General features: G+C 67.4%; 17 protein-coding genes. 11 read left to right on the forward strand and 6 right to left on the reverse strand.

Going from position 1 to position 21,318, the window contains the following annotated elements; all coding sequences use genetic code 11:
- Positions 1 to 3 precede the first annotated feature (3 nt).
- A complete protein-coding gene (locus ASC83_RS07195) occupies positions 4 to 2,325 on the reverse strand; it encodes a bifunctional diguanylate cyclase/phosphodiesterase (RefSeq protein ID WP_056059861.1) in 2,322 nt (773 codons plus the stop codon).
- Between the two features lie 72 nt (positions 2,326 to 2,397).
- Here ASC83_RS07195 and purU point away from each other — a divergent pair, with 72 nt between their 5' ends.
- The 5 genes from purU to ASC83_RS07220 all read left to right on the forward strand — a co-directional run bounded on the left by purU (position 2,398) and on the right by ASC83_RS07220 (position 7,007).
- A complete protein-coding gene (gene purU, locus ASC83_RS07200) occupies positions 2,398 to 3,246 on the forward strand; it encodes a formyltetrahydrofolate deformylase (protein WP_056059864.1) in 849 nt (282 codons plus the stop codon).
- 12 nt (positions 3,247 to 3,258) lie between these two features.
- The gene (locus ASC83_RS07205) at positions 3,259 to 4,164 is read left to right on the forward strand and encodes a LysR substrate-binding domain-containing protein (protein WP_056059867.1); all 906 of its coding nucleotides are present in this window, start codon (positions 3,259 to 3,261) and stop codon (positions 4,162 to 4,164) included.
- Between the two features lie 269 nt (positions 4,165 to 4,433).
- Positions 4,434 to 5,933, forward strand: a complete 1,500-nt coding sequence (locus tag ASC83_RS07210; RefSeq protein WP_056059869.1) for an FAD-linked oxidase C-terminal domain-containing protein — start codon at positions 4,434 to 4,436, stop codon at positions 5,931 to 5,933.
- Between the two features lie 5 nt (positions 5,934 to 5,938).
- Positions 5,939 to 6,298, forward strand: coding sequence for a CidA/LrgA family protein (locus tag ASC83_RS07215; protein WP_056059873.1), 360 nt, complete (start codon positions 5,939 to 5,941; stop codon positions 6,296 to 6,298).
- The gene (locus ASC83_RS07220; RefSeq protein ID WP_056059876.1) at positions 6,282 to 7,007 is read left to right on the forward strand and encodes an LrgB family protein; all 726 of its coding nucleotides are present in this window, start codon (positions 6,282 to 6,284) and stop codon (positions 7,005 to 7,007) included. Before ASC83_RS07215 ends, ASC83_RS07220 begins: the two co-directional genes overlap by 17 nt.
- Before the next feature lie 55 nt (positions 7,008 to 7,062).
- Here the strand turns inward: ASC83_RS07220 and ASC83_RS07225 are convergent, their stop codons facing one another.
- A complete protein-coding gene (locus tag ASC83_RS07225; RefSeq protein ID WP_056059879.1) occupies positions 7,063 to 8,358 on the reverse strand; it encodes a DUF445 domain-containing protein in 1,296 nt (431 codons plus the stop codon).
- A 33-nt stretch (positions 8,359 to 8,391) separates the two neighbouring features.
- Positions 8,392 to 9,531, reverse strand: coding sequence for an aminotransferase class V-fold PLP-dependent enzyme (locus ASC83_RS07230; protein WP_056059884.1), 1,140 nt, complete (start codon positions 9,529 to 9,531; stop codon positions 8,392 to 8,394).
- 90 nt (positions 9,532 to 9,621) lie between these two features.
- Here ASC83_RS07230 and ASC83_RS07235 point away from each other — a divergent pair, with 90 nt between their 5' ends.
- Both ASC83_RS07235 and ASC83_RS07240 read left to right on the forward strand, forming a co-directional pair.
- The gene (locus ASC83_RS07235; RefSeq protein ID WP_056059887.1) at positions 9,622 to 10,428 is read left to right on the forward strand and encodes an AraC family transcriptional regulator; all 807 of its coding nucleotides are present in this window, start codon (positions 9,622 to 9,624) and stop codon (positions 10,426 to 10,428) included.
- 98 nt (positions 10,429 to 10,526) lie between these two features.
- A complete protein-coding gene (locus ASC83_RS07240; protein ID WP_056060091.1) occupies positions 10,527 to 11,138 on the forward strand; it encodes a LysE family translocator in 612 nt (203 codons plus the stop codon).
- Between the two features lie 28 nt (positions 11,139 to 11,166).
- Here ASC83_RS07240 and ASC83_RS07245 read toward each other — a convergent pair whose 3' ends face one another.
- Both ASC83_RS07245 and ASC83_RS07250 read right to left on the reverse strand, forming a co-directional pair.
- Positions 11,167 to 14,439, reverse strand: coding sequence for a carboxyl transferase domain-containing protein (locus ASC83_RS07245; RefSeq protein WP_056060093.1), 3,273 nt, complete (start codon positions 14,437 to 14,439; stop codon positions 11,167 to 11,169).
- Positions 14,440 to 14,526: 87 nt separating this feature from the next.
- Positions 14,527 to 16,137 (reverse strand): AMP-binding protein, encoded by a 1,611-nt coding sequence (locus ASC83_RS07250; protein WP_056059891.1) that lies wholly within the window; start codon positions 16,135 to 16,137, stop codon positions 14,527 to 14,529.
- A 155-nt stretch (positions 16,138 to 16,292) separates the two neighbouring features.
- On the opposite strand from ASC83_RS07250, the gene ASC83_RS07255 reads away from it, so the two are divergent.
- From ASC83_RS07255 to ltaE, 3 genes are all read left to right on the forward strand, one after another.
- Positions 16,293 to 16,943, forward strand: coding sequence for a TetR/AcrR family transcriptional regulator (locus ASC83_RS07255; RefSeq protein ID WP_056059894.1), 651 nt, complete (start codon positions 16,293 to 16,295; stop codon positions 16,941 to 16,943).
- A gap of 53 nt (positions 16,944 to 16,996) precedes the next feature.
- Positions 16,997 to 18,244 carry a branched-chain amino acid ABC transporter substrate-binding protein gene (locus ASC83_RS07260; RefSeq protein WP_056059897.1) on the forward strand — a complete coding sequence of 416 codons (1,248 nt, stop codon included), beginning with the start codon at positions 16,997 to 16,999 and terminating at the stop codon, positions 18,242 to 18,244.
- Positions 18,245 to 18,433: 189 nt separating this feature from the next.
- The gene (ltaE, locus tag ASC83_RS07265) at positions 18,434 to 19,504 is read left to right on the forward strand and encodes a low-specificity L-threonine aldolase (RefSeq protein WP_056059900.1); all 1,071 of its coding nucleotides are present in this window, start codon (positions 18,434 to 18,436) and stop codon (positions 19,502 to 19,504) included.
- Positions 19,505 to 19,510: 6 nt separating this feature from the next.
- On the opposite strand, the gene ASC83_RS07270 is transcribed toward ltaE, so the two are convergent.
- The gene (locus tag ASC83_RS07270) at positions 19,511 to 20,230 is read right to left on the reverse strand and encodes a YggS family pyridoxal phosphate-dependent enzyme (protein ID WP_056059901.1); all 720 of its coding nucleotides are present in this window, start codon (positions 20,228 to 20,230) and stop codon (positions 19,511 to 19,513) included.
- A 37-nt stretch (positions 20,231 to 20,267) separates the two neighbouring features.
- On the opposite strand from ASC83_RS07270, the gene ASC83_RS07275 reads away from it, so the two are divergent.
- The gene (locus ASC83_RS07275; RefSeq protein ID WP_015012257.1) at positions 20,268 to 21,311 is read left to right on the forward strand and encodes a type IV pilus twitching motility protein PilT; all 1,044 of its coding nucleotides are present in this window, start codon (positions 20,268 to 20,270) and stop codon (positions 21,309 to 21,311) included.
- Positions 21,312 to 21,318 lie beyond the last annotated feature (7 nt).

The following is a 21,318-nucleotide window of genomic DNA, read 5'->3' on the forward strand; positions in this document are numbered from 1 at the left end:
CTTTTAGCCCTGCGCGGCGGCAGCAGACTCCGCCTGCGCGCGCAGCAGCGCCACAAAATCGTCGGCGGGCACGGGGCGGCTGCACAGGTAGCCCTGGTAGGCGTCGCAGCCCCGCTCGCGCAGGAAGGCCAGCTGGCCCTCGGTCTCCACCCCCTCGGCCAGCACCGACAGGCCCATGCTATGCCCCATGGCGATGATGGCGGCGCTGATGGCCATGTCGTCCTCGCTTTGCGGAATATCGCGGATGAATCCCTGGTCGATCTTGAGCACGTCGATGGGAAACCGCTTGAGCTGCGCCAGCGACGAATAGCCGGTGCCAAAGTCATCCACCGCGATGCGCACCCCCAGCTCGCGCAGGCGCACCAGCACCTGGCGGGCTTCTTCGGTACGTTCGGCCAGGGCGCTTTCGGTGATCTCCAGCTCCAGCAGTGCCGCGGGGAACCCGCTGGCCTGCAGCGCGGCCGACGTGCAACCGGCCAAGTCGGTCAGGTGGAACTGGCGCGGCGACACATTCAGCGCCAGGGTCAGCGGTGGCAGCCCGGCATCACGCCATTGCTGGCCCTGACGGCAGACCTCGCGCACCACCCATTCGCCCAGCGGACCGATGACGCCCGAGGTCTCGGCCACGGGAATGAAGCGCGCGGGGGAGATCAGCCCCTCTTGCGGGTCGTTCCAGCGCACCAGGGCTTCGGCGCCCTGGATGCGACCGGTGGCAATGTCGATCTGGGGCTGGTAGTACATCTGCAGATGGCCCTGGGCCAGCGCCAGGCGCAGGCGCGACTCCAGCTCCAGCCGCTCGCGGGCCGCCTGGGTCATGGCCTCGTGGAAGAAGCACCACGCCCCCCGGCCGCGCGCCTTGGCGCCATAGACCGCCGCATGGGCGCCCTGCAGCAGCAGTTCGGTGGTGCCAGCGTGCTCAGGGAACATGCAGATGCCCACACTGACGCCCGCCACCACCTCGAGCCCGTCGGGCGAACGCCAGGGCTCGGCCACAGCGCGGATAAGGTGGCGCGCCACGGCGGCGGCACCATCGGCATGGCGCAGGTTGCGCGCCACCACGGCCAGCTCGTCGCCCGCCATGCGCCCCAGCACGTCTCCGGGCCGCAGGGCGGACTGCACCTGCCGCGCAATGTGCTTGAGCACCTCGTCGCCCGTGGCATGGCCGTAGCTGTCGTTCACGTCCTTGAAGCGGTCCAGGTTGAGCAGCAGCACGGCGATGTGCTCGCCACTGCCCTGCGCCTCCTGCACCGCCAGCTCCAGCTGGTGCCCGAACCAGGTGCGGTTGGACAAGCCCGTGAGCGGGTCGTTGTGCGCCAGGTATTCCAGTTGCCGCTGCTGGGCCTTTTCTTCGGAGATGTCGGTAAACATGCACACGTAGTGCGTGATCTCGCCCGCCGGGTCGCGCACGGCCGACAGGGACATGTGCTCCGGGAAGATCTCGCCGTTCTTGCGGCGGTTCCAGATCTCGCCCTGCCAGTACCCGGTTTCGGTCAGCGCCGACCACATCGCCTCATAAAAAGCCTTGTCGTGGCGGCCCGACTTGAAGACGCGCGGGGTCTTGCCCAGCAGCTCCTCCTCGGTATAGCCCAGCAGCCGGGTGAACGCCGCGTTGACCGACAGGATGCGGCTGTGGGCGTCGGTCACCACCACGCCCTCCATGGTGTTGTCCACCACCGTGGCCGCCAGGCGCTGGCGGGCCTCGCTGCGCTGCAGCGCCGCACGCGCGGCCTTGATCTCGTCGAGGTCCTGCACCACACACACCAGGTGCGCGGGCTCATCGCCCACTTCGGGCGCCAGTGTCACGGTGCACAGCACAGGCGCCCGGCGGCCGTTGTCCAGCCGCAGGCAGTGGCGCTCGCCCACATAGTGGTCGATCTCGCCAGCCAGCAGGCGCTCCAGTTGCGACGCCGCCCAGTCAGGGTCCTGGGCGATCATCACATCGCGAAAATTGAGGCCCAGCGTCTGCGCGGGCGTGGCCCCCAGCAGGTCGCACAGGCGGGCGTTGGCCCACAGAAAGCTGCCGTCCAGCGCCACCCGCGCAAACCCGGCCGGCGCATGGCGCACGATCTGCGTCAGCTCCTGCGCCATGGCCATGCGCACCTTTTCGGCGCGGCGCATGCGCCGCAGCAGCCACCAGGCCAGGCCGCTGGTCAGCGCCACATAGCCCCAGCCCTTCCAGGTCTGAAAACGGGTCAGCAGGGCCGGGTCGGTCACCCAGTGAGCCAGCAACACATCGCCCGCAAACACCCAGGCCACCCCCAGCACCAGGTACAGCAGCATGCCCCGCCAGGGGACCAGTGATGAGGCATAGCCCTCGTTGCCCATTGCGCTTCTTGCGCTCCTTGTTGATTTCACGGTTTCACGGCCTTTGGCCCTTGCTGCGACAATTGCACAGCTATGACCAACGCCTACATCCTTACCCTGTCCTGCCCCGACCGCCTGGGGCTGGTGCACGCCGTCTCCGGCTTTTTGCTGGAGCATGGCGGCAACATCGAAGAAGCCGCGCAGTACAACGACCACGCCACGGGCCTGTTCTTCATGCGGGTGCAGTTTGCCTGCGACCAGCACGACCACCCCACCCTCAAAGCGCGCCTGACCAGCTTTGCCGAGCCCTACAACATGCACTGGAGCCTGCACGCCACGGCAGCCCCCATGAAAACCGTGCTCATGGTCAGCAAGGAAGGCCACTGCCTCAACGACCTGCTGTTCCGCTGGAAGAGTGGCCTGCTGCCCATCGACATCCGCGCCATCATCAGCAACCACCGCGACTTCTACCAGCTGGCGGCCAGCTACAACGTGCCGTTTCATCACATCCCGATGACGGGCAGCACCAAGGCCCAGGCCGAAGCCAAGCAGTTTGAGATTATCGAGGGCGAAGGGGCCGAGTTGGTGGTATTGGCCCGTTACATGCAGATACTTTCTCTTGACCTATGTCAAAAGTTGGCCGGTCGGGCCATCAACATCCACCACAGCTTCCTGCCCAGCTTCAAGGGCGCCAAGCCTTACTACCAGGCCCATGACCGGGGCGTGAAGCTGATCGGCGCCACGGCCCACTATGTGACGGCCGACCTGGACGAAGGCCCGATCATCGAGCAGGACGTGGCCCGCGCCGACCACACCGACACCGTGGAAGACCTCACGGCCCGCGGCCGCGACACCGAAAGCCAGGTGCTGGCCCGCGCCGTGAAGTGGCACAGCGAGCACCGCGTGATCCTGAACGGCCACAAGACAGTCATCTTCCGCTAGTCCAGCTTTCCCATGGCCACGGCAGCCCCGTCCTCCTTCCTCAGCAGCGCTGCACGGCGCATCCCGCCCATCCAGTGCCTGCTGACCTTCGAGGCGCTGGCCCGACTGCGCAGCGTGACGCAGACGGCCGACGAGCTGTGCGTGACGCCCAGCGCCGTGAGCCACCGCGTCAAACAGCTGGAGCAGATCCTGGGCGTGCGGCTGTTTGGCCGGGCCGATTTTTCGCTGACCACCGAGGGCAGCGCCTACCTGGCCCATGTGCGCGAGGGGTTGGGTGCGCTGCAGCGGTTCCCCGGCCAGGCGGCCGCGCCAGGGCGCCGGCGGCTCAAGCTGGCCGTGACGCCCACGTTTGCGCGCACCATCCTCATCCCCCGCCTGCGCCAGTTCACCGAGGCCTATCCCGAGATCGACCTGGCGCTGCAGGTCTCCATCCCGCTGCTGGACGTGGTGGCCGAAGACGCCGACCTGATGGTGCGCTTTGGCCCCGGCCACTATGCCGACGTGGAGCATGTGGAGCTGGCGCGCGACGTGGTCACGCCCCTGGCCTCGCCCGCATTCGTGCGCGAGCACGGGCCCTTTGACCGCCCCGAAGACCTGGAGGGCGTGCCCCTGCTGCGCAGCCCGCTGGAGCCCTGGCGCACCTGGTTTGCTGCCACGGGTCTCGACTGGGCCGAGCCCAGCGAGGGCTCGCAGTTCAACGACATCGGCCTGATGTGTGACGGCGCCGCTGCCGGCATGGGCGTGGCGCTGGTACGCCTGAAGCTGGGCGCGCCCTGGCTGGAGAACGGCACACTGGTGCGCCTGTTTGACACCGACACCGCCAGCCCCCACGCGCACTACCTGTGCTGGCGCACGGGCACCATGGACCGGTGGGAATGCGCGGCGTTTGCCGAGTGGCTGCGCAAAACCATGGCGTAGTAGAGGTATCCCCCTGAGTCGCCTTGGGCGCCTTCCCCCTTCTCTCGGCTGCGCCGGGAAGGGGGACGCAGACCTTGCTGCGAGGCGGCCCTTGCTCGGCCACCCTCGCCCGAGCCGCGCCCGCCTCCATCAGGTTCAGGCAAATTTGCCTCCAGCGCTTGCTCAACAGGCACCAGCAGCTATCAATTGGTGAGCAATCCGGTGTTTTTCACAATCCCCTGAAGAAAAGCTCAAGCCCGGGCACCGAGCCATCCCCTACAGTGACAGCCATGAACACTGCCGCCGACCCCACCGTAGCCCTGTCCGAACGCGCCGCGCGCCAGGCCGAGGTTGTCCAGGCCCTGGGCCGCGTGCTGCCCGCCCACGCACTGCTCTGGCACAACGAGGACACCACGCCCTACGAATGCGACGGCCTCACCGCCTACCGCCAGCGCCCGCTGGTGGTGTGCCTGCCGGAAACCTACGACGAGGTGCAGGCCGTGCTGCAGGTGTGCCACCGGCTGCAGGTGCCGGTGGTGGCGCGCGGTGCGGGCACGGGCCTGTCGGGCGGCGCCATGCCGCACGCCCTGGGCGTGACGATGTCGCTGGCCAAGTTCAACCGCATCCTCGACATCAACCCCGAAAGCCGCACGGCCGTGGTGCAGTGTGGCGTGCGCAACCTGGCGATCAGCGAGGCGGCGGCACCCTACAACCTCTACTACGCGCCCGACCCCAGCAGCCAGATCGCCTGCACCATCGGCGGCAACGTGGCCGAGAACTCGGGCGGCGTGCACTGCCTCAAATACGGCCTCACCGTGCACAACGTGCTCAAGGTAAAGGGCTTCACGGTGGAAGGCGAGCCCGTCGAATTCGGCAGCGAGGCACTCGACGCCCCTGGCTACGACCTGCTGGCCGCCGTGATCGGCAGCGAGGGCATGCTGGCCGTGACCACCGAGGTCACCGTCAAGCTCATCCCCAAGCCCCAGCTGGCGCGCTGCATCATGGCCAGCTTTGACGACGTGCGCAAAGCGGGCGACGCGGTGGCCGCGGTCATCGCGGCCGGCATCATCCCGGCCGGCCTGGAGATGATGGACAAACCCATGACCGCTGCCGTGGAGGACTTTGTGCACGCGGGCTACGACCTGACTGCGGAAGCCATCCTGCTGTGCGAGAGCGACGGCACACCCGAAGAGGTAGAGGAAGAAATTGGCCGCATGAGCGACGTGCTGCGCGCTGCAGGCGCCACCGCCATCTCGGTCAGCAACGACGAAGCCGAGCGCCTGCGCTTCTGGAGCGGCCGCAAGAACGCCTTCCCCGCCAGCGGCCGCATCAGCCCCGACTACATGTGCATGGACTCGACCATCCCGCGCAAGCGCCTGGCGGACATCCTGCTCGCCATCCAGGAGATGGAGAAAAAATACCAGCTGCGCTGCGCCAACGTGTTCCACGCGGGCGACGGCAACCTGCATCCGCTGATCCTGTTCGATGCGAACGATGCCGACCAACTGCACCGCTGCGAGCTGTTTGGCGCCGACATCCTGGAGACCAGCGTCGCCATGGGCGGCACGGTGACGGGCGAGCATGGCGTGGGCGTGGAGAAGCTCAACAGCATGTGTGTGCAGTTCTCTGCAGCGGAAAACGCACAGATGTTCGGGCTCAAGCACGCGTTTGATCCGGCAGGGTTGCTGAACCCCGGCAAGGTAATCCCCACGCTGAACCGGTGCGCGGAGTACGGGAAGATGCTGGTGCGTGGGGGGCAGATCAAGCACCCCGACCTGCCGCGTTTCTGATCGCCATGAAGGCGCTGCAAGGGCTGGCCTTTCTTCTGCTCATGCAGTCGGGGGGCGAGGCGCTGTCTCACTTTTTGAAGCTCCCGGTCCCAGGGCCGGTGGTCGGCATGGTGCTGCTCTTGCTGGCCTTGCGTTGGCAGCCCGTTCGGGATGCCGTAGCCCCGGCGGCGGGCTTCTTGCTCCAGCACCTGTCGCTGCTGTTTGTGCCGGTGGGCGTGGGGGTCATGACCCACCTGGCGCTGCTGAGCACCTATGGCCTGCAGCTGGTGGCGGTGATTGTGCTGTCCACCTGGGTCGGTATGGCCGTGACGGCGCTGGTGCTGCGTCTTTTGCAGCCCAAGGAGACCCATGGCGAACTTCGTTGAGCTGTGGGTGTACCTGGCATCGGCCCCACTGTTCGGGCTGACCGCAACGCTGGCGGTGTATGTGCTGGCGCAGGCGCTGTCGGTGCGCTCGGGGCACGCGCCCTGGGCCAACCCGGTGATGCTGTCGGTGGCCATTCTGGCCACGGTCATGCTGGCCACCGGCACGGCCTATCCCACGTACTTTGCGGGCGCGCAGTTCATCCACTTCTTGCTGGGCCCTGCGGTGGTGGCGCTGGGCTGGCCCCTGTGGCAGCGCCGCGCGGCCTTGCGCTCGCGTTGGGGCCGGCTGGTGCTGGCCTCGCTGGCGGGTGGCAGCGCGGCGGCCGCCAGCGCTGTAGGCCTGGGCTGGGCACTGGGCCTGCCGGGTGATGTGCTGATGTCGCTGGCCCCCAAATCCGTCACCGCCCCGGTCGCCATGGGCATTGCCGCACAGATCGGCGGCGTGCCCGCCCTGGCCGCCGTGTTCGCGGCGCTGACGGGCATGGTGGGGGCGCTGTCTGCGCGCTGGTTGTTTGGCTTGATGCGCCTGCCCACCGACGCGCAAGGCATGGCACTGCGGGGCTTTGCGCTGGGCACGGCGTCACATGGCATCGGCGCGGCGCATGCGCTGCAGGTGCATGCCGAAGCGGGGGCGTATGCAGGGTTGGCGCTGGGGCTGCAGGTGGTGCTGGCTGCGGTGCTGATGCCGCTGGTGTTCCGGTTGTTGTGAGGGGTGCGGCAGGGACATCACCTCTTGTCCCACGCTGCGCCGCGCTCAGCGGCCCTCACCCGCCCCACAAAGCCCGCCCCATCTCCCCCACATGCGACACAGCAAACAGCACCAGCCCGATGAGCCCGCCCACCACGGTGCCATTGATGCGGATGTACTGCAGATCCTTGCCAATGTTCAGCTCGATCAGCTGAGTCATCTCTTCCGTATCCCACCGCCGCACCGTGTCCTCGATGTGCTGCGCAATGAACGCCGACACATCCGGCGCCAGACCCTCCACCCAACGCTCCAGCCTGTCATTGAACGACTGCCGCAGCGCCGCGTCCCCCGCCAGCGACTCGCCCAGCCATAACCCCAGCTTGCCCACCTGCCGCGCCAGCACCGAGTTGGCATCGGCCAGGTCGCGTTGCAGAGCGCCGCGCAGATCCAACCACAAGGTCTGTACATAACCTGCCACCGTGGCGTCGGTCTGCAACCATGTGCGGATCTCCTCGCCCTTGCGCTCCCATTCCGGGTCGCTGCGCAGGCGCTCGATAAAGCGCTGCACCGCCACATCAAACTGCGCACGCAATGCGTGCTGCGGGTTGGCGGCCACATCGGTCATCAGGCTCTCCAGCGCGCGGGCCAGCAGGGCCGAACCCTTGTCGCCCAGCCAGTCGCTGGGCAGCAATTTCTCGGTGCGCGGGTGGTCCTTCTTCAGCCAGACCACGATGGACTGCGCGACCCAGGTGCGGGTTTGCTCGTTCTGCAGCAGTTCGATGAGCTTGGCCAGCACGTCGTCCAGCAGCGCCTGGTGACGGCCGTTGTGGGTCAGGGTGTCGAGCACCGCTGCCAGGGCACGCGACATATCCACCTGCCCGATCAAGGCACGCGCGGCCTTGTGGATGAAGCGCTCCACCTGCGCGTCCTGCACCGTCTCCAGCGCGGCCGATGCCAGGCGCGTGGCCTGGTGTCCCAGCAGCGCGGCGTTGCCTGGCGCCGTGAGCCACTGCGCCAGACGCTCGGCCGGGTCGTGCCGGCGGATCAGCGACACGAGCGAAGGCACGTCCAGGAACTTGTCGCGTACAAAGGTGGCCAGGTTGCGGCCGATGCGCGCCTGGTTGCGCGCGATGACTGCGGTGTGCGGAATCGGCAGGCCCAGCGGGCGCCGGAACAGCGCCACCACCGCAAACCAGTCCGCCAGCGCACCCACCATGGCGGCCTCGGCCATGGCCTTCACACCGTTGAGCCACAGTCCGCGTTCGACCACGCTGGTGGCGATGAACACCGCCGTCACCAGCAGCAACAGTCCCAGCGCCTGCCGTTTGGCACGCCGCAGGGCTACGGTTGCGCTGTCAGTCTCTGGCTTCATCCGGGCCAGCCCGCCGACCTCGACCCCAATGCGTCAGGCAGTCGCCGCAATCTGGTCCAGCGCCTTCGACAGGTGGCCCACCGTGCGGTCCACGTTGTGCCACTTCTCCAGGCCAAACAGGCCAATGCGGAAGGTCTTGAAGTCCGGCCCCTCATCGCACTGCAGCGGCACACCCGCAGCCGTCTGCAGGCCCACTTCCATGAACTTCTTGCCGTTCTGGATGCCGGAGTCGGTGGTGTAGCTCACCACCACGCCGGGCGCCTTGAAGCCGTCTGCCGCCACGCTGGGGAAGCCGCGCGATTCGAGCAGCGCGCGCACCTTGGCGCCCAATTCGATCTGCTCGTCACGCACCTTGGCAAATCCATATTCACGCGTCTCGCCCATCACCTCGCGCAGGCGCACCAGCGCATCCGTGGGCATGGTGGTGTGGTACGCGTGCTGGCCCTTTTCGTAGCCCTCGGCAATCTGCATCCACTTCTTGAGGTCGCACGAGAAGCTGCTGCTCGTGGTGCCCTCGATGGCTTCGCGCGCACGCTCGGACAGCATCACCATGGCGCAGCAAGGCGATCCGCTCCAGCCCTTTTGCGGTGCGCTGATGAGCACATCCACGCCCGTGGCCTGCATGTCCACCCACATCGCGCCCGACGCCACGCAGTCCAGCACAAACAGCGCGCCCACCTCATGCGCAGCTGCCGTCAGCGTGCGGATGTAGTCGTCCGAAAGGATGATGCCGCTGGCCGTTTCCACATGGGGCGCAAACACCACCTTGGGCTTTTCTGCCCGGATGGTGGCGGCGACTTCTTCAGCGGGGCATGGTGCCCAGGGCGCCTGCGGGCCACTGCCCTGCTGGCGCGCCTTGCACACCACGGAACCACCGCCCAGGCCCTTGTCGGCATCAAAGATCTGCGTCCAGCGGTAGCTGAACCAACCGTTGCGCACGATGAGCACCTTTTCCTTGTTGGCAAACTGGCGCGCCACGGCCTCCATGCCGAAGGTGCCGCTGCCGGGCACCAGCACGGCGGTGTGGGCGTGGTAGACCTCTTTGAGCGTGCCCAGGATGTCCTGCACCACGCCGGTGAAGCGCTTGGACATGTGGTTGAGCGCGCGGTCGGTGTAGACCACCGAAAATTCGAGCAAACCATCGGGGTCGATATCGGGCAAAAGGCCAGGCATAGAGGAGTCTCCGCGTGTGAAACTGAGGGAGGAAAAAGGGACGATCAGGTCAGCTTATCATGGCCCCGCGCCACCCCAAGGCCGCGCGCCATGCAGCAAAAACCCTTCCGATTCCTGCCCACCGCACTGCCCGGCATCGAAGCGATGCAGGCCGACTCCCGCCTCGTCTTCGGCAGGCACATGCACTTGCAGTTCGGCCTCGGCGTGATCGAGCGGGGTGCGCAGAAATCGGCCAGCGGCCGGGGGATTGTGGAATCGGGCCCAGGCGACACCATCACGGTCAACCCCGGCGAAGTCCACGATGGCATGCCGCTGGACGAGCGTGGACGCGCCTGGCGCATGCTCTACCTGGAGCCCGCCCTGGTGGCGCCATTGGCGGCAGAGGTGCATCCGGGCCCGCACGGCTCCGCCTTCGAATTCCATGCTCCGACCATGCGCGATGCGCGGCTGGCGGACCAGGTACTGGCGCTGTTCGACGCGGCCACCCACCGCCCCAACCACTCGGCCGCAGCGCTGCATGTGGAGGAATGCCTGTTGCGGGTGCTGAGCGGCCTGCTGCGGCCGAAGGGCCACCAACAATCCGCCGCGTCCATCGCCAGGGCTCGCACCATGATGGACGACGATCCCACCGCGGCCTGGAGCCTCGCGCAACTGGCCGACGCAGCAAGTTTGAGCCGCTACCAGCTCGTGCGCCAATTTGCCCAGGCCACGGGCCTGACGCCGCACGCCTACCTGCTGCAGCGCCGACTGCAGCTTGCGCGCCATCTGATGGGTGCGGGTACGCCCCTGGCCGATATCGCCGCAGCCAGTGGCTTTGCCGACCAAAGCCACCTGACGCGCCTCTTCACGCGCAGCTTTGGCATCACACCGGGCGCCTACGTCCGCGCACGCGGCTGACAGCCCGGACCCTGCAATTTCGTTCAAGACCGTTGTGCGGGGGTTGGCGGATGCTGCGGGCATCGCCACTTCACGCCGCCGCCGCGCGGCCTCTCGCCATGGGCATCGAATTTCTCATCACCTCTCTCATCGTGGTCGTCTCGCCGGGGCCAGGAACCCTGCTGACCGTGGCGGCCGGACTCTCGGGCGGCGCGCGGGCCGCCGCCGTGACGGCGCTGGGCTGCACGCTCGGCATCGTGCCGCACCTGCTGGCGGCGATCACCGGGCTGGCCGCACTTCTCAACGCCAGCGCCACGGCATTCGAAGTCCTGCGCTACGCGGGGGTCGCCTACCTGGTCTACATGGGCTGGGCCACGTGGCGCTCGCCCGCCACACTGGAGGTGCGCGCCGACGCACCCGCACGCACAGCCGGTGGGCGTATCGCGGAAGCCATGCTGATCAACCTGCTCAACCCCAAGCTGTCGCTGTTCTTCCTCACCTTTCTGCCGCAGTTCATCGCACCGGGTGAATCGCAGCCCGCGTGGCGCATGGTCCAGCTCTCGCTGGTCTTCATGGCCATGACTTTTGTGGTGTTTTTGGGCTATGGCGTCTTTGCCGCCCGGTTTCGTGACCAGGTGCTGCAGCGCCCCGGCGCGCTGGTGTGGCTGCGCCGCGGCTTTGCGGCCGCGTTTGTCGGGCTCGGCGCAAAGCTCGCCCTGATGCACCGATAGGCACCACCGTGCCAGGTGCCGTGCTGCTTCACCAGGTATCGATGCAACGTGGACCCAGCGGAGCCACCTGCGCCGACGCCAGCCCCCGCGCCAGCCAGGCCCGCGTGTCCGCCGGGTCGATCACCGCGTCGATCTCCAGCGTGGCGGCCATGTGCATCGCCTCGCCGTTGGCGTAGGACTTGGCCAGCAGCTTGGCAAACAGCGCGTCGCGCTCGGCGCCCTCGGGCAGCGCCTCCAGCTCCTTGCGAAAGCCCAGGCGCACGGCGCCTTCGAGCCCCATGGCACCGAACTCGCCCGTGGGCCAGGCGACAGTGAACACGGGCGCATGGAAGCCCCCGGCCGTCATGCCCATGGCGCCCAGGCCGTAACCCTTGCGCAGCACCACGCTGAAGGTGGGTACGCGCAGGCTGGCTGCGGTGACGAACAGGCGGCTCACGTGGCGCACCTGGGCCGTGGCTTCGACCTCGGGGCCGACCATGAAGCCGGGCGTGTCCACCAGGCTCACGATGGGCAGACCATGCGCGTTGCACAGCTGCATGAAGCGCGCGCCTTTGTCGGCCGCATCGGCGTCGATGGCGCCGCCCAGGTGTTGCGGGTTGTTGGCCAGCAGGCCCACGGGGCGGCCTTCGATGCGCGCGAGTGCGGTGTGGATGCCCGCGCCAAAGCCGGTGCGCAGCAGCAGCAGGCTGCCGTCGTCCACCAGGCCCGCCATCGCCGTGCGGGTGTCGTACACGCGCAGGCGGTTTTCGGGCACCACGGCGCGCAGCAGGCGCTGGTCGGGTGCAGACCACTGCGATGTGCGGCCCTGGAAGAACGACAGGTAATGGCGCGCGGCCTGCACCGCCCCGGCCTCGTCATCGACCAGCACGTCGATCACGCCGTTGGCATGCTGCACGCGGCTCGGTCCGATCTGCTCTGGCTTGAAGATGCCCAGACCACCACCTTCGATCATGGCCGGGCCGCCCATGCCGATGTTGCTGGCGCGCGTGGCAATGATCACGTCGCTGCAGCCCAGCAGCGCCGCGTTGCCCGCAAAGCAGCGCCCGGCGGCGATGCCGATGACTGGCACCTGGCCCGACAGCGCCGCGTAGCTCGCAAACGTGTGCACATGCAGCCCCGCCACCACGGGCATGTCGGTGTCGCCCGGGCGCCCGCCGCCGCCCTCGGCGAACAACACCACCGGCAGCTTCTGCGCCAGCGCGATGCCGAGCATGCGGTCGGTCTTGGCGTGGTTGCGTGCGCCCTGGGTGCCCGCGAGCACGGTGGCGTCGTAAGACATGACCACGGTGCGGGACTTCTCGTCGCCAAACAGTGCGCCATTGATGCCGCCGATGCCTGTGACCATGCCGTCGGCGGGTGTGTTGGCAATCAGGTCCTCCTTGCTGCGGCGGCGCGCCTGCGCGGCGATGGCGAGGGCGCCATATTCGATGAAGCTGCCGTCGTCGCACAGGTCGGCAATATTCTCGCGCGCGGAGCGGCCACCTTGGGCGTGGCGTTTGGCCATGGCGTCGGGGCGCGCGGCGTCGAGCGTGAAGGCGTGGCGGTCGATCACGCGTTGCAGGTCGGCGCGGATGTGGTCGGGGTCGTGCGCAGCGCTGCCCTGCACTTCGACATCGGCCGCATCGTCCACCGCGTCCAGCACCAGCAGCGGCTGCCCCTGCGCGACGTAGGCACCGGCCACGGCCAGCAGCGCGCCGACGCGGCCCGCGTGTGGGGCCAGCAGCACATGCTCCATCTTCATGGCTTCGAGCACGGCCAGCTCGGCGCCTGCGGCGACCACGTCGCCCTCGGCCACGCTCAGCTGCACCAGGCGGGCGGGCATGGGGGCCAGCACTGCGCCGTCAGGGGTGTCAGAGGCGATATGCGGGTCTTTTTGCCCTGTAGCGCTAGTCGAATCTGCCTTGATAGCTATATTTTCAGTAGCAACCAAAAGATCCGGCAGCACCGACTCCAGCCAGCGCGTGTGCACCTGCTGGCTCTCCATTTCGGGCCATGTTGCCAGCGCCTGCAGCAGCGCGAGGTTGGTGGCCACACCGTCGATGCGGCACTCGGCCAGCGCGCGCTGCGAGCGGCGCAGCGCGTCCGCAAAGCGCGGGCCGCGCGTGTGCACGATGAGCTTGGCCAGCAGCGTGTCGTAGTGCGGCGACGGCGTTACGCCTGCTGCGCCGTGCGTGTCCACGCGCACGCCTGGGCCTGCGGGCAGGTCAAAGCGGCTGAGCACGCCGCTGCCGGGGGTGGCGTTGCCCTGTGCGTCCAGCGTCTCGGCGTTGATGCGCCACTGCACGGCAAAGCCCAACACGGCAGGCGGTGCGGCAGGGTCGAGGCCGATGTCCTGCAGCGTGCGGCCTGCGGCCAGCGCAATCTGCGCCTGCACCAGGTCCACGCCGGTGACCTCTTCGGTGATGGTGTGCTCCACCTGCAGGCGTGGGTTGCATTCGATGAAGACAAACGGCAGGTCGCTCGACGCCAAGTCCACCAGAAACTCGAAGGTGCCCAGGCCTTCGTACTGCACCGCCCGCGCCATGGACAGTGCGGCGGTGGTGATCCGCTCGCGCAGCACTGCGGGCAGCGAAGGGCTGGGCGCGATCTCCACCACCTTCTGAAAGCGCCGCTGCAGCGTGCACTCGCGCTCGCCCAGCGCGATCACCTCGCGCCCATCGCCCAGCACCTGCACCTCGATGTGGCGGGCGTTGCCCATCAGGCGCTCCACGTACACGCCGTCCACACCAAAGGCGGCCTGCGCCTCGCTGCGACAGCGCGCGTAGGCAGCGGGCAAGTCATCGGCCGACGCCACCGCGCGCATGCCGCGCCCGCCGCCGCCACCGATGGCCTTGATGACGATGCCGGCATGGGCGTGCTGCGCAAAGAAGGCCTGTGCCTCCAGCAGCGTCACCGCCGCCTGCGTGCCGGGCATGAGCGGCACGCCCTGCTGCTGCGCCAGCGCACGGGCCTGCGCCTTGTCGCCGAACAGCGCGAGCTGCGCAGGCGTGGGGCCGATGAAGCGCAACCCGGCCTCGGCGCAGGCGCGGGCGAAGTCGGCGCGCTCGCTCAAGAAGCCGTAGCCCGGATGCACGGCATCGCAGCCCTGCGCCTTCGCAATCGCGATGAGGCGCGCACCGTCCAGGTACGCCGCCGGGCCGGTGGCGCCCAGTGCCACGGCCGCACTGGCTGCGTGGACATGGGGGCTGGTGGCGTCATCGTCGGCATACACGGCCACGCTGGTGATGCTCAGGTCGTGCAGGGCGCGCACGGTGCGCAGTGCGATTTCGCCCCGATTGGCAACCAGCACTTTGGTGAACAGAACAGAAGATGGCATGGGGCAGTCGCTCTATTTTTTATAGCTGCCAGCGCATATTCAACTAGCGCCAGCAGCCAATTTTTCACTCATTCAAGCAATATCACGCAGCAGGCGGCGCAGCACTTTGCCAGCGCCCGTGGCGGGCAGTGCGTCGATGAAACGCACCTCGCGCGGGGCTTTGTAGGGCGCCATGTTCTCGCGGCACCAGGCCACCAGGCCGGCGGCGTCCACCTCCTGGCCGGACTTCTTGACGATGAAGGCGCGCACCACCTCACCCTTTTCCGCATCGGGCACGCCAATCACGGCGGCCTGGGCCACGGCGGGGTGCTTGATGAGCAGGGTCTCGACCTCTTCGGGGAACACGCTGTAGCCCGACACCTTGATCATTTCCTTGAAACGACCGATGAAGGTGACATAGCCGTCCACATCGATCTTGCCCATGTCGCCGGTGTAGACCCAGCCATCCCGCAGCGTCTTGGCCGTGGCCTCGGGCTTGTTCCAGTAGCCCTTGAAGTTGCCGGGGCCGTGGATGGTGATCTCGCCCACCTCGCCAACGGACAGCGGCGCACCGGTGTCGGGGTCGACGATGCGCAGGGTGTTGCCCGGCACGGGCTTGCCCTGAGTGCCCCAGCGGATGGCGTCCACCGGCATGGCGGTGTCCACCGTGTGCGTTTCGGACAGCCCGTAGGCCGCCTCGTGGGAGATGCAGTTCGGCGCGAACTGCTGCCACTGCAGGGCCAGCACCTCGGTGAAGGTGATGCCGAAGCTGGTGACTGGGTTGCGGCGCAGCGCGCTCCAGTCCATCTCGCGTGCGCCGGGCACCTGCATGAGCGCGCCATTCATGGGCGCGATGCTGTACCACCAGGTCACGCGGTGGCGCTCCAGCGCCTGGGCCACGCCCAGCGGGTCAAAACGGTACAGCAGCACGGCCGTGGCGCCGGTGTAGACCGGCAGGTTCACGCCCATCACCATGCCGGCGATGTGGTACAGCGGTGCCACGGCCAGCAGCGTTTCGTGCGGTGTCATGCCATTGCAGTCCGCCGATGCAGCGGTCTTGAACGTGGCATTGCCGTAGCTCAGCATCGCGCCCTTCGGTAACCCGGTGGTGCCCGAGGTGTAGGTCATGAGCGAAACGTCATCCATCGACAGCGCCACGGGCGCAGGCCGCGCACCGGTGCGGGTGGCGGCCAGGAAGTCTTCGCAGCCCGCAGGCACCGGCGCCATGGCGGCGCGCATGGCCAGCAGCTCGGCGGGTACGTCGATGCTGGGCGAGCCCTCGGGCAGCAGTTCGGCATAGCGCACCACAAACACCTGCTGCAGCGCGGTCTTGGCGCGCACCTTGTCCACCACGGGCAGCAGCACATCGGCCGCGACGATCACGCGCGCCTGCAGGTCGGTGAGCTGGTATTCCAGCTCATGCTCCTTGTTCAGCGGCCCGCAAGGGCAGACGATGGCGCCGATCTTCTGGATGCCGTAGTGCGCCATCACGTACTGCGGGCAGTTGTTCATGAACAGCGCCACGGGCTCGCCCTTGGCCACACCCAGCGCCTGTAGGCGCGCGGCAAATGCATCACTGGCCGCATCAAGCTGCGCCCACGTGAGGGGCTGGCCGTACCAGAGGTAGGCGATGTGGTCGGGCGTTTCGCGCGCGTGGCGGCGCAGGTGTTCGTGCAGCGGCAGCTGCGGTGCGGCAGAAGGCATGGCGTTGTCTCCGAGGTGTCTGGAATCGCTGGTTCTTGGCGGCCACTCAGGGTTTTCTCTGAGCGCCCTCACCCGCCAGCGTCTTGCCAATATATACCGCTCGGTAGAACAATGCTACCCATGGGTATAACTTCAACGTCGCGCAAAGGACACCGATGAACCAGCAGCCCCCCGTGCAGGCCAGCGGCCGCCAGAAGGCCGCCACGGCCGGGTCGGACGAAAAGCGCGAGCGCATCCTGCGCGCAGCCGAGGCGCTGTTCGATGCGCAGGGCTACGCCAACACCACCATTGAGCAGATCGTGCAGCAGCTGGGCGTGACCAAGCCCTTTGTGTACTACTACTTTCGCAACAAGCAGGAGATCTTCGAGACGCTGTCGTGGGCGCCTGCCGTGGCGTGTTTCACTGCGATGGACTTTGCGGCGGACGATGACCGGCCTGCCCATGTGAAGGTGACGGAAGGCATCGAGCGGCTGATCCGCGCCACGCTGGAGCACCACCCCTCGGCCTTCTTCCCGTACCGCGAGCCGCAGGTGTACCGGCCCGAGTACCTGGCGGCGCAAAAGGACCTGGCGAACCACTTCTACGACCGGCTGTGCGCGCTGCTCGAACAGGGCCGCCAGGACGGCATGTTCGAGTTCAACGACACCAAGATCACCGCCCTGGCCGCCTGCAGCCTGCCCGGCTTTCTCTACAACTGGTACCGCCCTGACGGCCGCCTGTCGCAAGACGAGGTGGCGCAGGAGCTGGCGCAGCTGGCCTGGCGTGTGCTGGGGCTGCGGCGAACCCGCAAGCGCAACTCAGCCTGACGCGCACCGCAGCACCCTTACACCAAGCACAACAACCACCGGAGACAAAACCCATGAAAACCGTGTTCCTCACCCCCCTGGCCGCTGCGGCGGCCCTGCTGATCGGCACGGCCGCCAGCGCGCAGGAGACCTTCAAGGTCGCCTACATCGACCCGCTGTCGGGCCCGTTCGCCAACGTGGGTGAGCTGATGCTCACCCACACGCAGTACGCCATCGAGGACATCAACGCCAAGGGCGGCGTGCTCAAGGGCACCAAGCTGCAGCTGCTGCAGTTCGACAGCAAGCTCTCGGCGCAAGAGAGCCAGAGCGCGCTGCAGGCCGCCATTGACCAGGGGGCCAAGGCCATCGTGACGGGCGGTTCGGGCTCGTCGGTGGTCACGGCGCTGGTGCAGGCAGCGGCGCGCCACAACCAGCGCAACCCGGGCAAGGAGATCCTGGTGCTGAACCACTCCTCTATCGACCCCGAGCTGACGGGCAAGGCCTGCAACTTCTGGCACTTCCAGTTCGAGGCCAACACGGCCATGAAGATGAAGGCCATCGCCAACTACATCAAGAAGCAGCCAGACATCAAGAAGGTGTACCTGCTGAACCAGGACTACGCGCACGGCAAGCAGTGGGCGCACTATGGCCGCGAGATGGTGGGCCTGGCGCGGCCCGACATCCAGTTTGTGGGCGAGGCGCTGCACCCTATCGGCCGCGTGAAGGACTTTGCGCCCTACCTCGCCAAGGTCAAGAGCACGGAGGCCGACTCGGTCATCACCGGCAACTGGGGGCAGGACATGACGCTGCTGCTCAAGGCGGCGGGCGATGCGGGCTACAACCTGCGCTACTTCAACCACAGCGCGGGCTCCATCCCCGGCACGGTGCTGGCGGTGTCGCAGGCCAAGCAGGGCCAGCTGACCTGGGTGGCCGAATGGCACCCCGGCCAGGCCGACACCCCCAAGGTGGACGCGCTGGCCAAGACCTACAAGGCCAAGACGGGCAAGGACTTTCTCGCGCCGCGCATCGAGATGACGCCGCGCTTCCTCGCCGCAGCCATCAACAAGGCCCAGTCCACCGACCCGGTGAAGGTAGCCCGTGCGCTGGAAGACCTGACCCTCGAATCGGTGGTGGGCCCCGTGCGCATGCGCGGCGAAGACCACCAGCTGCTGCTGCCCCAGGTGGTCAACACCATCGCGCCGGTGGACGGCAAGGCCGTGAAGGTGGGCTGGGAAGGCACGAACTATGGCTTTCGCACCGATGCCGCCTACACCGGCAATGAGCTGGCGCAAGGCACGGATTGCAAGATGAACAGACCGTAGCCCCCCTGAGTCGCCTTCGGCGCCTTCCCCCTCGGGGGGACGACGCCCTCGCTGCGGGGCGGCCCTTGCTCGGCGTCCCTGACCTAGGCAGCGCCCATTTCGCCGGCCGAGGGCATTGCAGCCGCAGGGGATGCCAACGCGACTAATATGGCCGGCCATTCATTGACCCGACCCACAAGGACCGCGCCCATGCCCGACTTTCGCAGCGACACCGTCACCCAGCCCACGCCCGCCATGCGCGAGGCCATGTTCCAGGCCCCGCTGGGCGACGATGTATTTGCCGACGACCCCTCAGTGAACGCACTGCAGGACCATGCCGCCGAGCTGCTGGGTTTTGAGGCCGCGCTGTTCGCCCCCTCGGGCACGCAGACCAACCTGATCGCGCTGTGGGGCCACTGCCAGCGCGGCGACGAGGCCATCGTGGGCCAGAGCTGGCACACCTACCGCTGGGAGGCGGGCGGCATGGCCGTGCTGGGCTCCATCCAGCCCCAGCCGGTCGAGACCCAGCCAGACGGCACGCTGCGCGTGGCCGACATCGCGGCCGCCATCAAACCGGACGACCCGCACTTCGCGCGCACCCGCCTCGTGGTGCTGGAGAACACGACCGGCGGCCAGGTGCTGCCGCCCGCCTACATCGCCGAGGTGGCGCAACTGGCGCGCAGCCGGGGGCTGGCCATGCACCTGGACGGCGCACGCATGTTCAACGCTGCCACGGCCAATGCCGCGCGCAACGGCACCGATGTGTATGCGGAAGCGCGCGCGCTGTGCAGCCACTTTGATTCCGCATCGCTGTGCCTGAGCAAGGGCCTGGGTGCGCCCGTGGGCTCGCTGGTGCTGGGCTCGCGCGACTTCATCCGGCAGGCGCGCCGCACCCGCAAGATCCTGGGCGGTGGCATGCGGCAGGCGGGTGTCCTGGCGGCTGCCGGCCACTACGCGCTGCAGCACCATGTGCGGCGCCTGGCGGAAGACCACGCCCGCCTGGACCGGCTGGCCCAAGGGCTGACCGAAGCCAACCGCAGCCACCCCGTGCTGCAGGGCAAGCTCACCGTGCTGCCGTGGCAGACCAACATCCTCTTCACCGACCTGCACGCAGAGGTGGCCCCAGCCTTCACCGCCTGGCTGGCGCAGCACGGCGTGCGCGTGACCAGCAGTCTGTATGGCGGCGCCACCCGGCTGCGCTGGGTGACGCACCTGGATGTGAGTGAGGCGGATGTGACAGCGGCGCTGGACTGCGTGGCGCGCTTCACGCTGCCGGGCTGAGCCTGCTCAGGCGGCGGGGTAGGTCCGTCCACCAAACACGCCGGTGCCCACGCGCACCAGCGTGCTGCCTGCCTGAATGGCGGCCTCCAGGTCGGCCGTCATGCCCAGGGACAGGGTGTCAAACTGCCCCAGGCCTGGCTCTCCTACTGCCGATATCTCGTCAAATAGCCTTCTGGCGCTAGTGTGGATTGCCAATTGCGCTTCAAATTCAGGAGCATGGTCCGGAATGCTCATGAGCCCCCGCACCACCAGCCGTGGCAGTTTTGCGACAGCCCGCACCAACTCCAGCGTTTCAGCAGGAGCCACACCTGACTTGGTGGGGCCTCCATCGATATTGACCTGGATACATATCTGCAGCGGCGGCAGGTGATCGGGCCGCTGGGCCGACAGGCGCTCGGCGATCTTGAGCCGGTCCACCGTGTGCACCCAGGCAAAGTGCTCGGCCACCAGGCGGGTCTTGTTGCTCTGGATAGGGCCAATGCAGTGCCACTGCAGCGCCACGCCGGGCAAGGCAGCCCGCACGGCGGCAATCTTGTCCACGCCCTCCTGGATGTAGTTCTCGCCAAAGGCGCGCTGGCCTGCGGCCACCGCCTCCAGCACTGCATCGGCGCCAAAGGTCTTGGAAACGGCCAGCAGGCCCACCTGGCCCGGGTCGCGCCCGGCAGCCCGGCACGCCTGGGCGATCCGGCCCATAACCTGTTGGAGGTTGTTAGCAATCGTGGTCATAATGTTTGGCAAGCGTACCAAACGATAGAGGGACTCCGTGGACATTACCCAATTGCTCGCGTTCAGCGTGAAGAACAAGGCCTCCGACCTGCACCTCTCCGCCGGTCTGCCGCCCATGATCCGGGTCCACGGCGACGTGCGGCGTATCAACGTCGATGCGCTGGACCACAAGACGGTGCATGCCATGGTGTACGACATCATGAGCGACGCGCAGCGCAAGACGTATGAAGAGTTCCTGGAGGTGGACTTTTCCTTCGAGATCGAAGGCCTGGCCCGCTTCCGCGTCAACGCCTTCAACCAGAACCGGGGCGCGGCCGCCGTGTTCCGGACGATTCCGAGCAAGATCCTGACGCTGGAACAGCTCAACGCCCCCAAGATCTTCGGCGACCTGGCCTTGAAGCCACGGGGCCTGGTGCTGGTGACCGGCCCCACGGGCTCGGGCAAGTCCACCACGCTGGCCGCCATGGTCAACTACCTCAACGAATCCGAATACGGCCACATCCTCACGGTGGAAGACCCGATCGAATTCGTGCACGAGTCCAAGAAGTGCCTGATCAACCAGCGTGAAGTCGGCCCGATGACGCTGTCGTTCGCGGCGGCCCTGAAGTCCGCACTGCGCGAAGACCCGGACGCCATTCTGGTGGGCGAAATGCGCGACCTGGAAACCATCCGCCTGGCCATGACGGCTGCTGAAACGGGCCACTTGGTGTTTGGCACGCTGCACACCTCGAGCGCCGCCAAGACCATCGACCGGATCATCGACGTGTTCCCCGCCGAAGAAAAGGAAATGGTCCGTGCGATGTTGTCCGAATCGCTGCAGGCCGTGATCTCGCAAACGCTGTGCAAGACCAAGGACGGCTCCGGCCGCGTGGCTGCGCACGAGATCATGCTGGGCACCAGCGCCATCCGCAACCTGATCCGCGAGGCCAAGGTGGCGCAGATGTACTCCACCATCCAGACCAGCAACAGCGTGGGCATGCAGACGCTGGACCAGAATTTGACCGACCTCGTGCGCCGCAACATCATCAGTCCGGCCGAAGCACGCAGCAAGGCCAAGATCCCCGAGAACTTCCCCGGCTGAGCCCCCG

This window comes from Acidovorax sp. Root402, from assembly GCF_001425125.1.
GTDB lineage: Bacteria > Pseudomonadota > Gammaproteobacteria > Burkholderiales > Burkholderiaceae_C > Acidovorax > Acidovorax delafieldii.

Coding starts and splice junctions, on each gene's coding strand:
- ASC83_RS07210 (WP_056059869.1), top strand. CDS start 4,434: ATGAACACTGCCGCCGACCCCACCGTAGCCCTGTCCGAACGCGCCGCG.
- ltaE (WP_056059900.1), top strand. CDS start 18,434: ATGCCCGACTTTCGCAGCGACACCGTCACCCAGCCCACGCCCGCCATG.
- ASC83_RS07205 (WP_056059867.1), top strand. CDS start 3,259: ATGGCCACGGCAGCCCCGTCCTCCTTCCTCAGCAGCGCTGCACGGCGC.
- ASC83_RS07235 (WP_056059887.1), top strand. CDS start 9,622: ATGCAGCAAAAACCCTTCCGATTCCTGCCCACCGCACTGCCCGGCATC.
- ASC83_RS07220 (WP_056059876.1), top strand. CDS start 6,282: ATGGCGAACTTCGTTGAGCTGTGGGTGTACCTGGCATCGGCCCCACTG.
- ASC83_RS07255 (WP_056059894.1), top strand. CDS start 16,293: ATGAACCAGCAGCCCCCCGTGCAGGCCAGCGGCCGCCAGAAGGCCGCC.
- ASC83_RS07230 (WP_056059884.1), bottom strand. CDS start 9,531: ATGCCTGGCCTTTTGCCCGATATCGACCCCGATGGTTTGCTCGAATTT.
- ASC83_RS07240 (WP_056060091.1), top strand. CDS start 10,527: ATGGGCATCGAATTTCTCATCACCTCTCTCATCGTGGTCGTCTCGCCG.
- purU (WP_056059864.1), top strand. CDS start 2,398: ATGACCAACGCCTACATCCTTACCCTGTCCTGCCCCGACCGCCTGGGG.
- ASC83_RS07260 (WP_056059897.1), top strand. CDS start 16,997: ATGAAAACCGTGTTCCTCACCCCCCTGGCCGCTGCGGCGGCCCTGCTG.
- ASC83_RS07215 (WP_056059873.1), top strand. CDS start 5,939: ATGAAGGCGCTGCAAGGGCTGGCCTTTCTTCTGCTCATGCAGTCGGGG.
- ASC83_RS07225 (WP_056059879.1), bottom strand. CDS start 8,358: ATGAAGCCAGAGACTGACAGCGCAACCGTAGCCCTGCGGCGTGCCAAA.
- ASC83_RS07195 (WP_056059861.1), bottom strand. CDS start 2,325: ATGGGCAACGAGGGCTATGCCTCATCACTGGTCCCCTGGCGGGGCATG.
- ASC83_RS07250 (WP_056059891.1), bottom strand. CDS start 16,137: ATGCCTTCTGCCGCACCGCAGCTGCCGCTGCACGAACACCTGCGCCGC.
- ASC83_RS07270 (WP_056059901.1), bottom strand. CDS start 20,230: ATGACCACGATTGCTAACAACCTCCAACAGGTTATGGGCCGGATCGCC.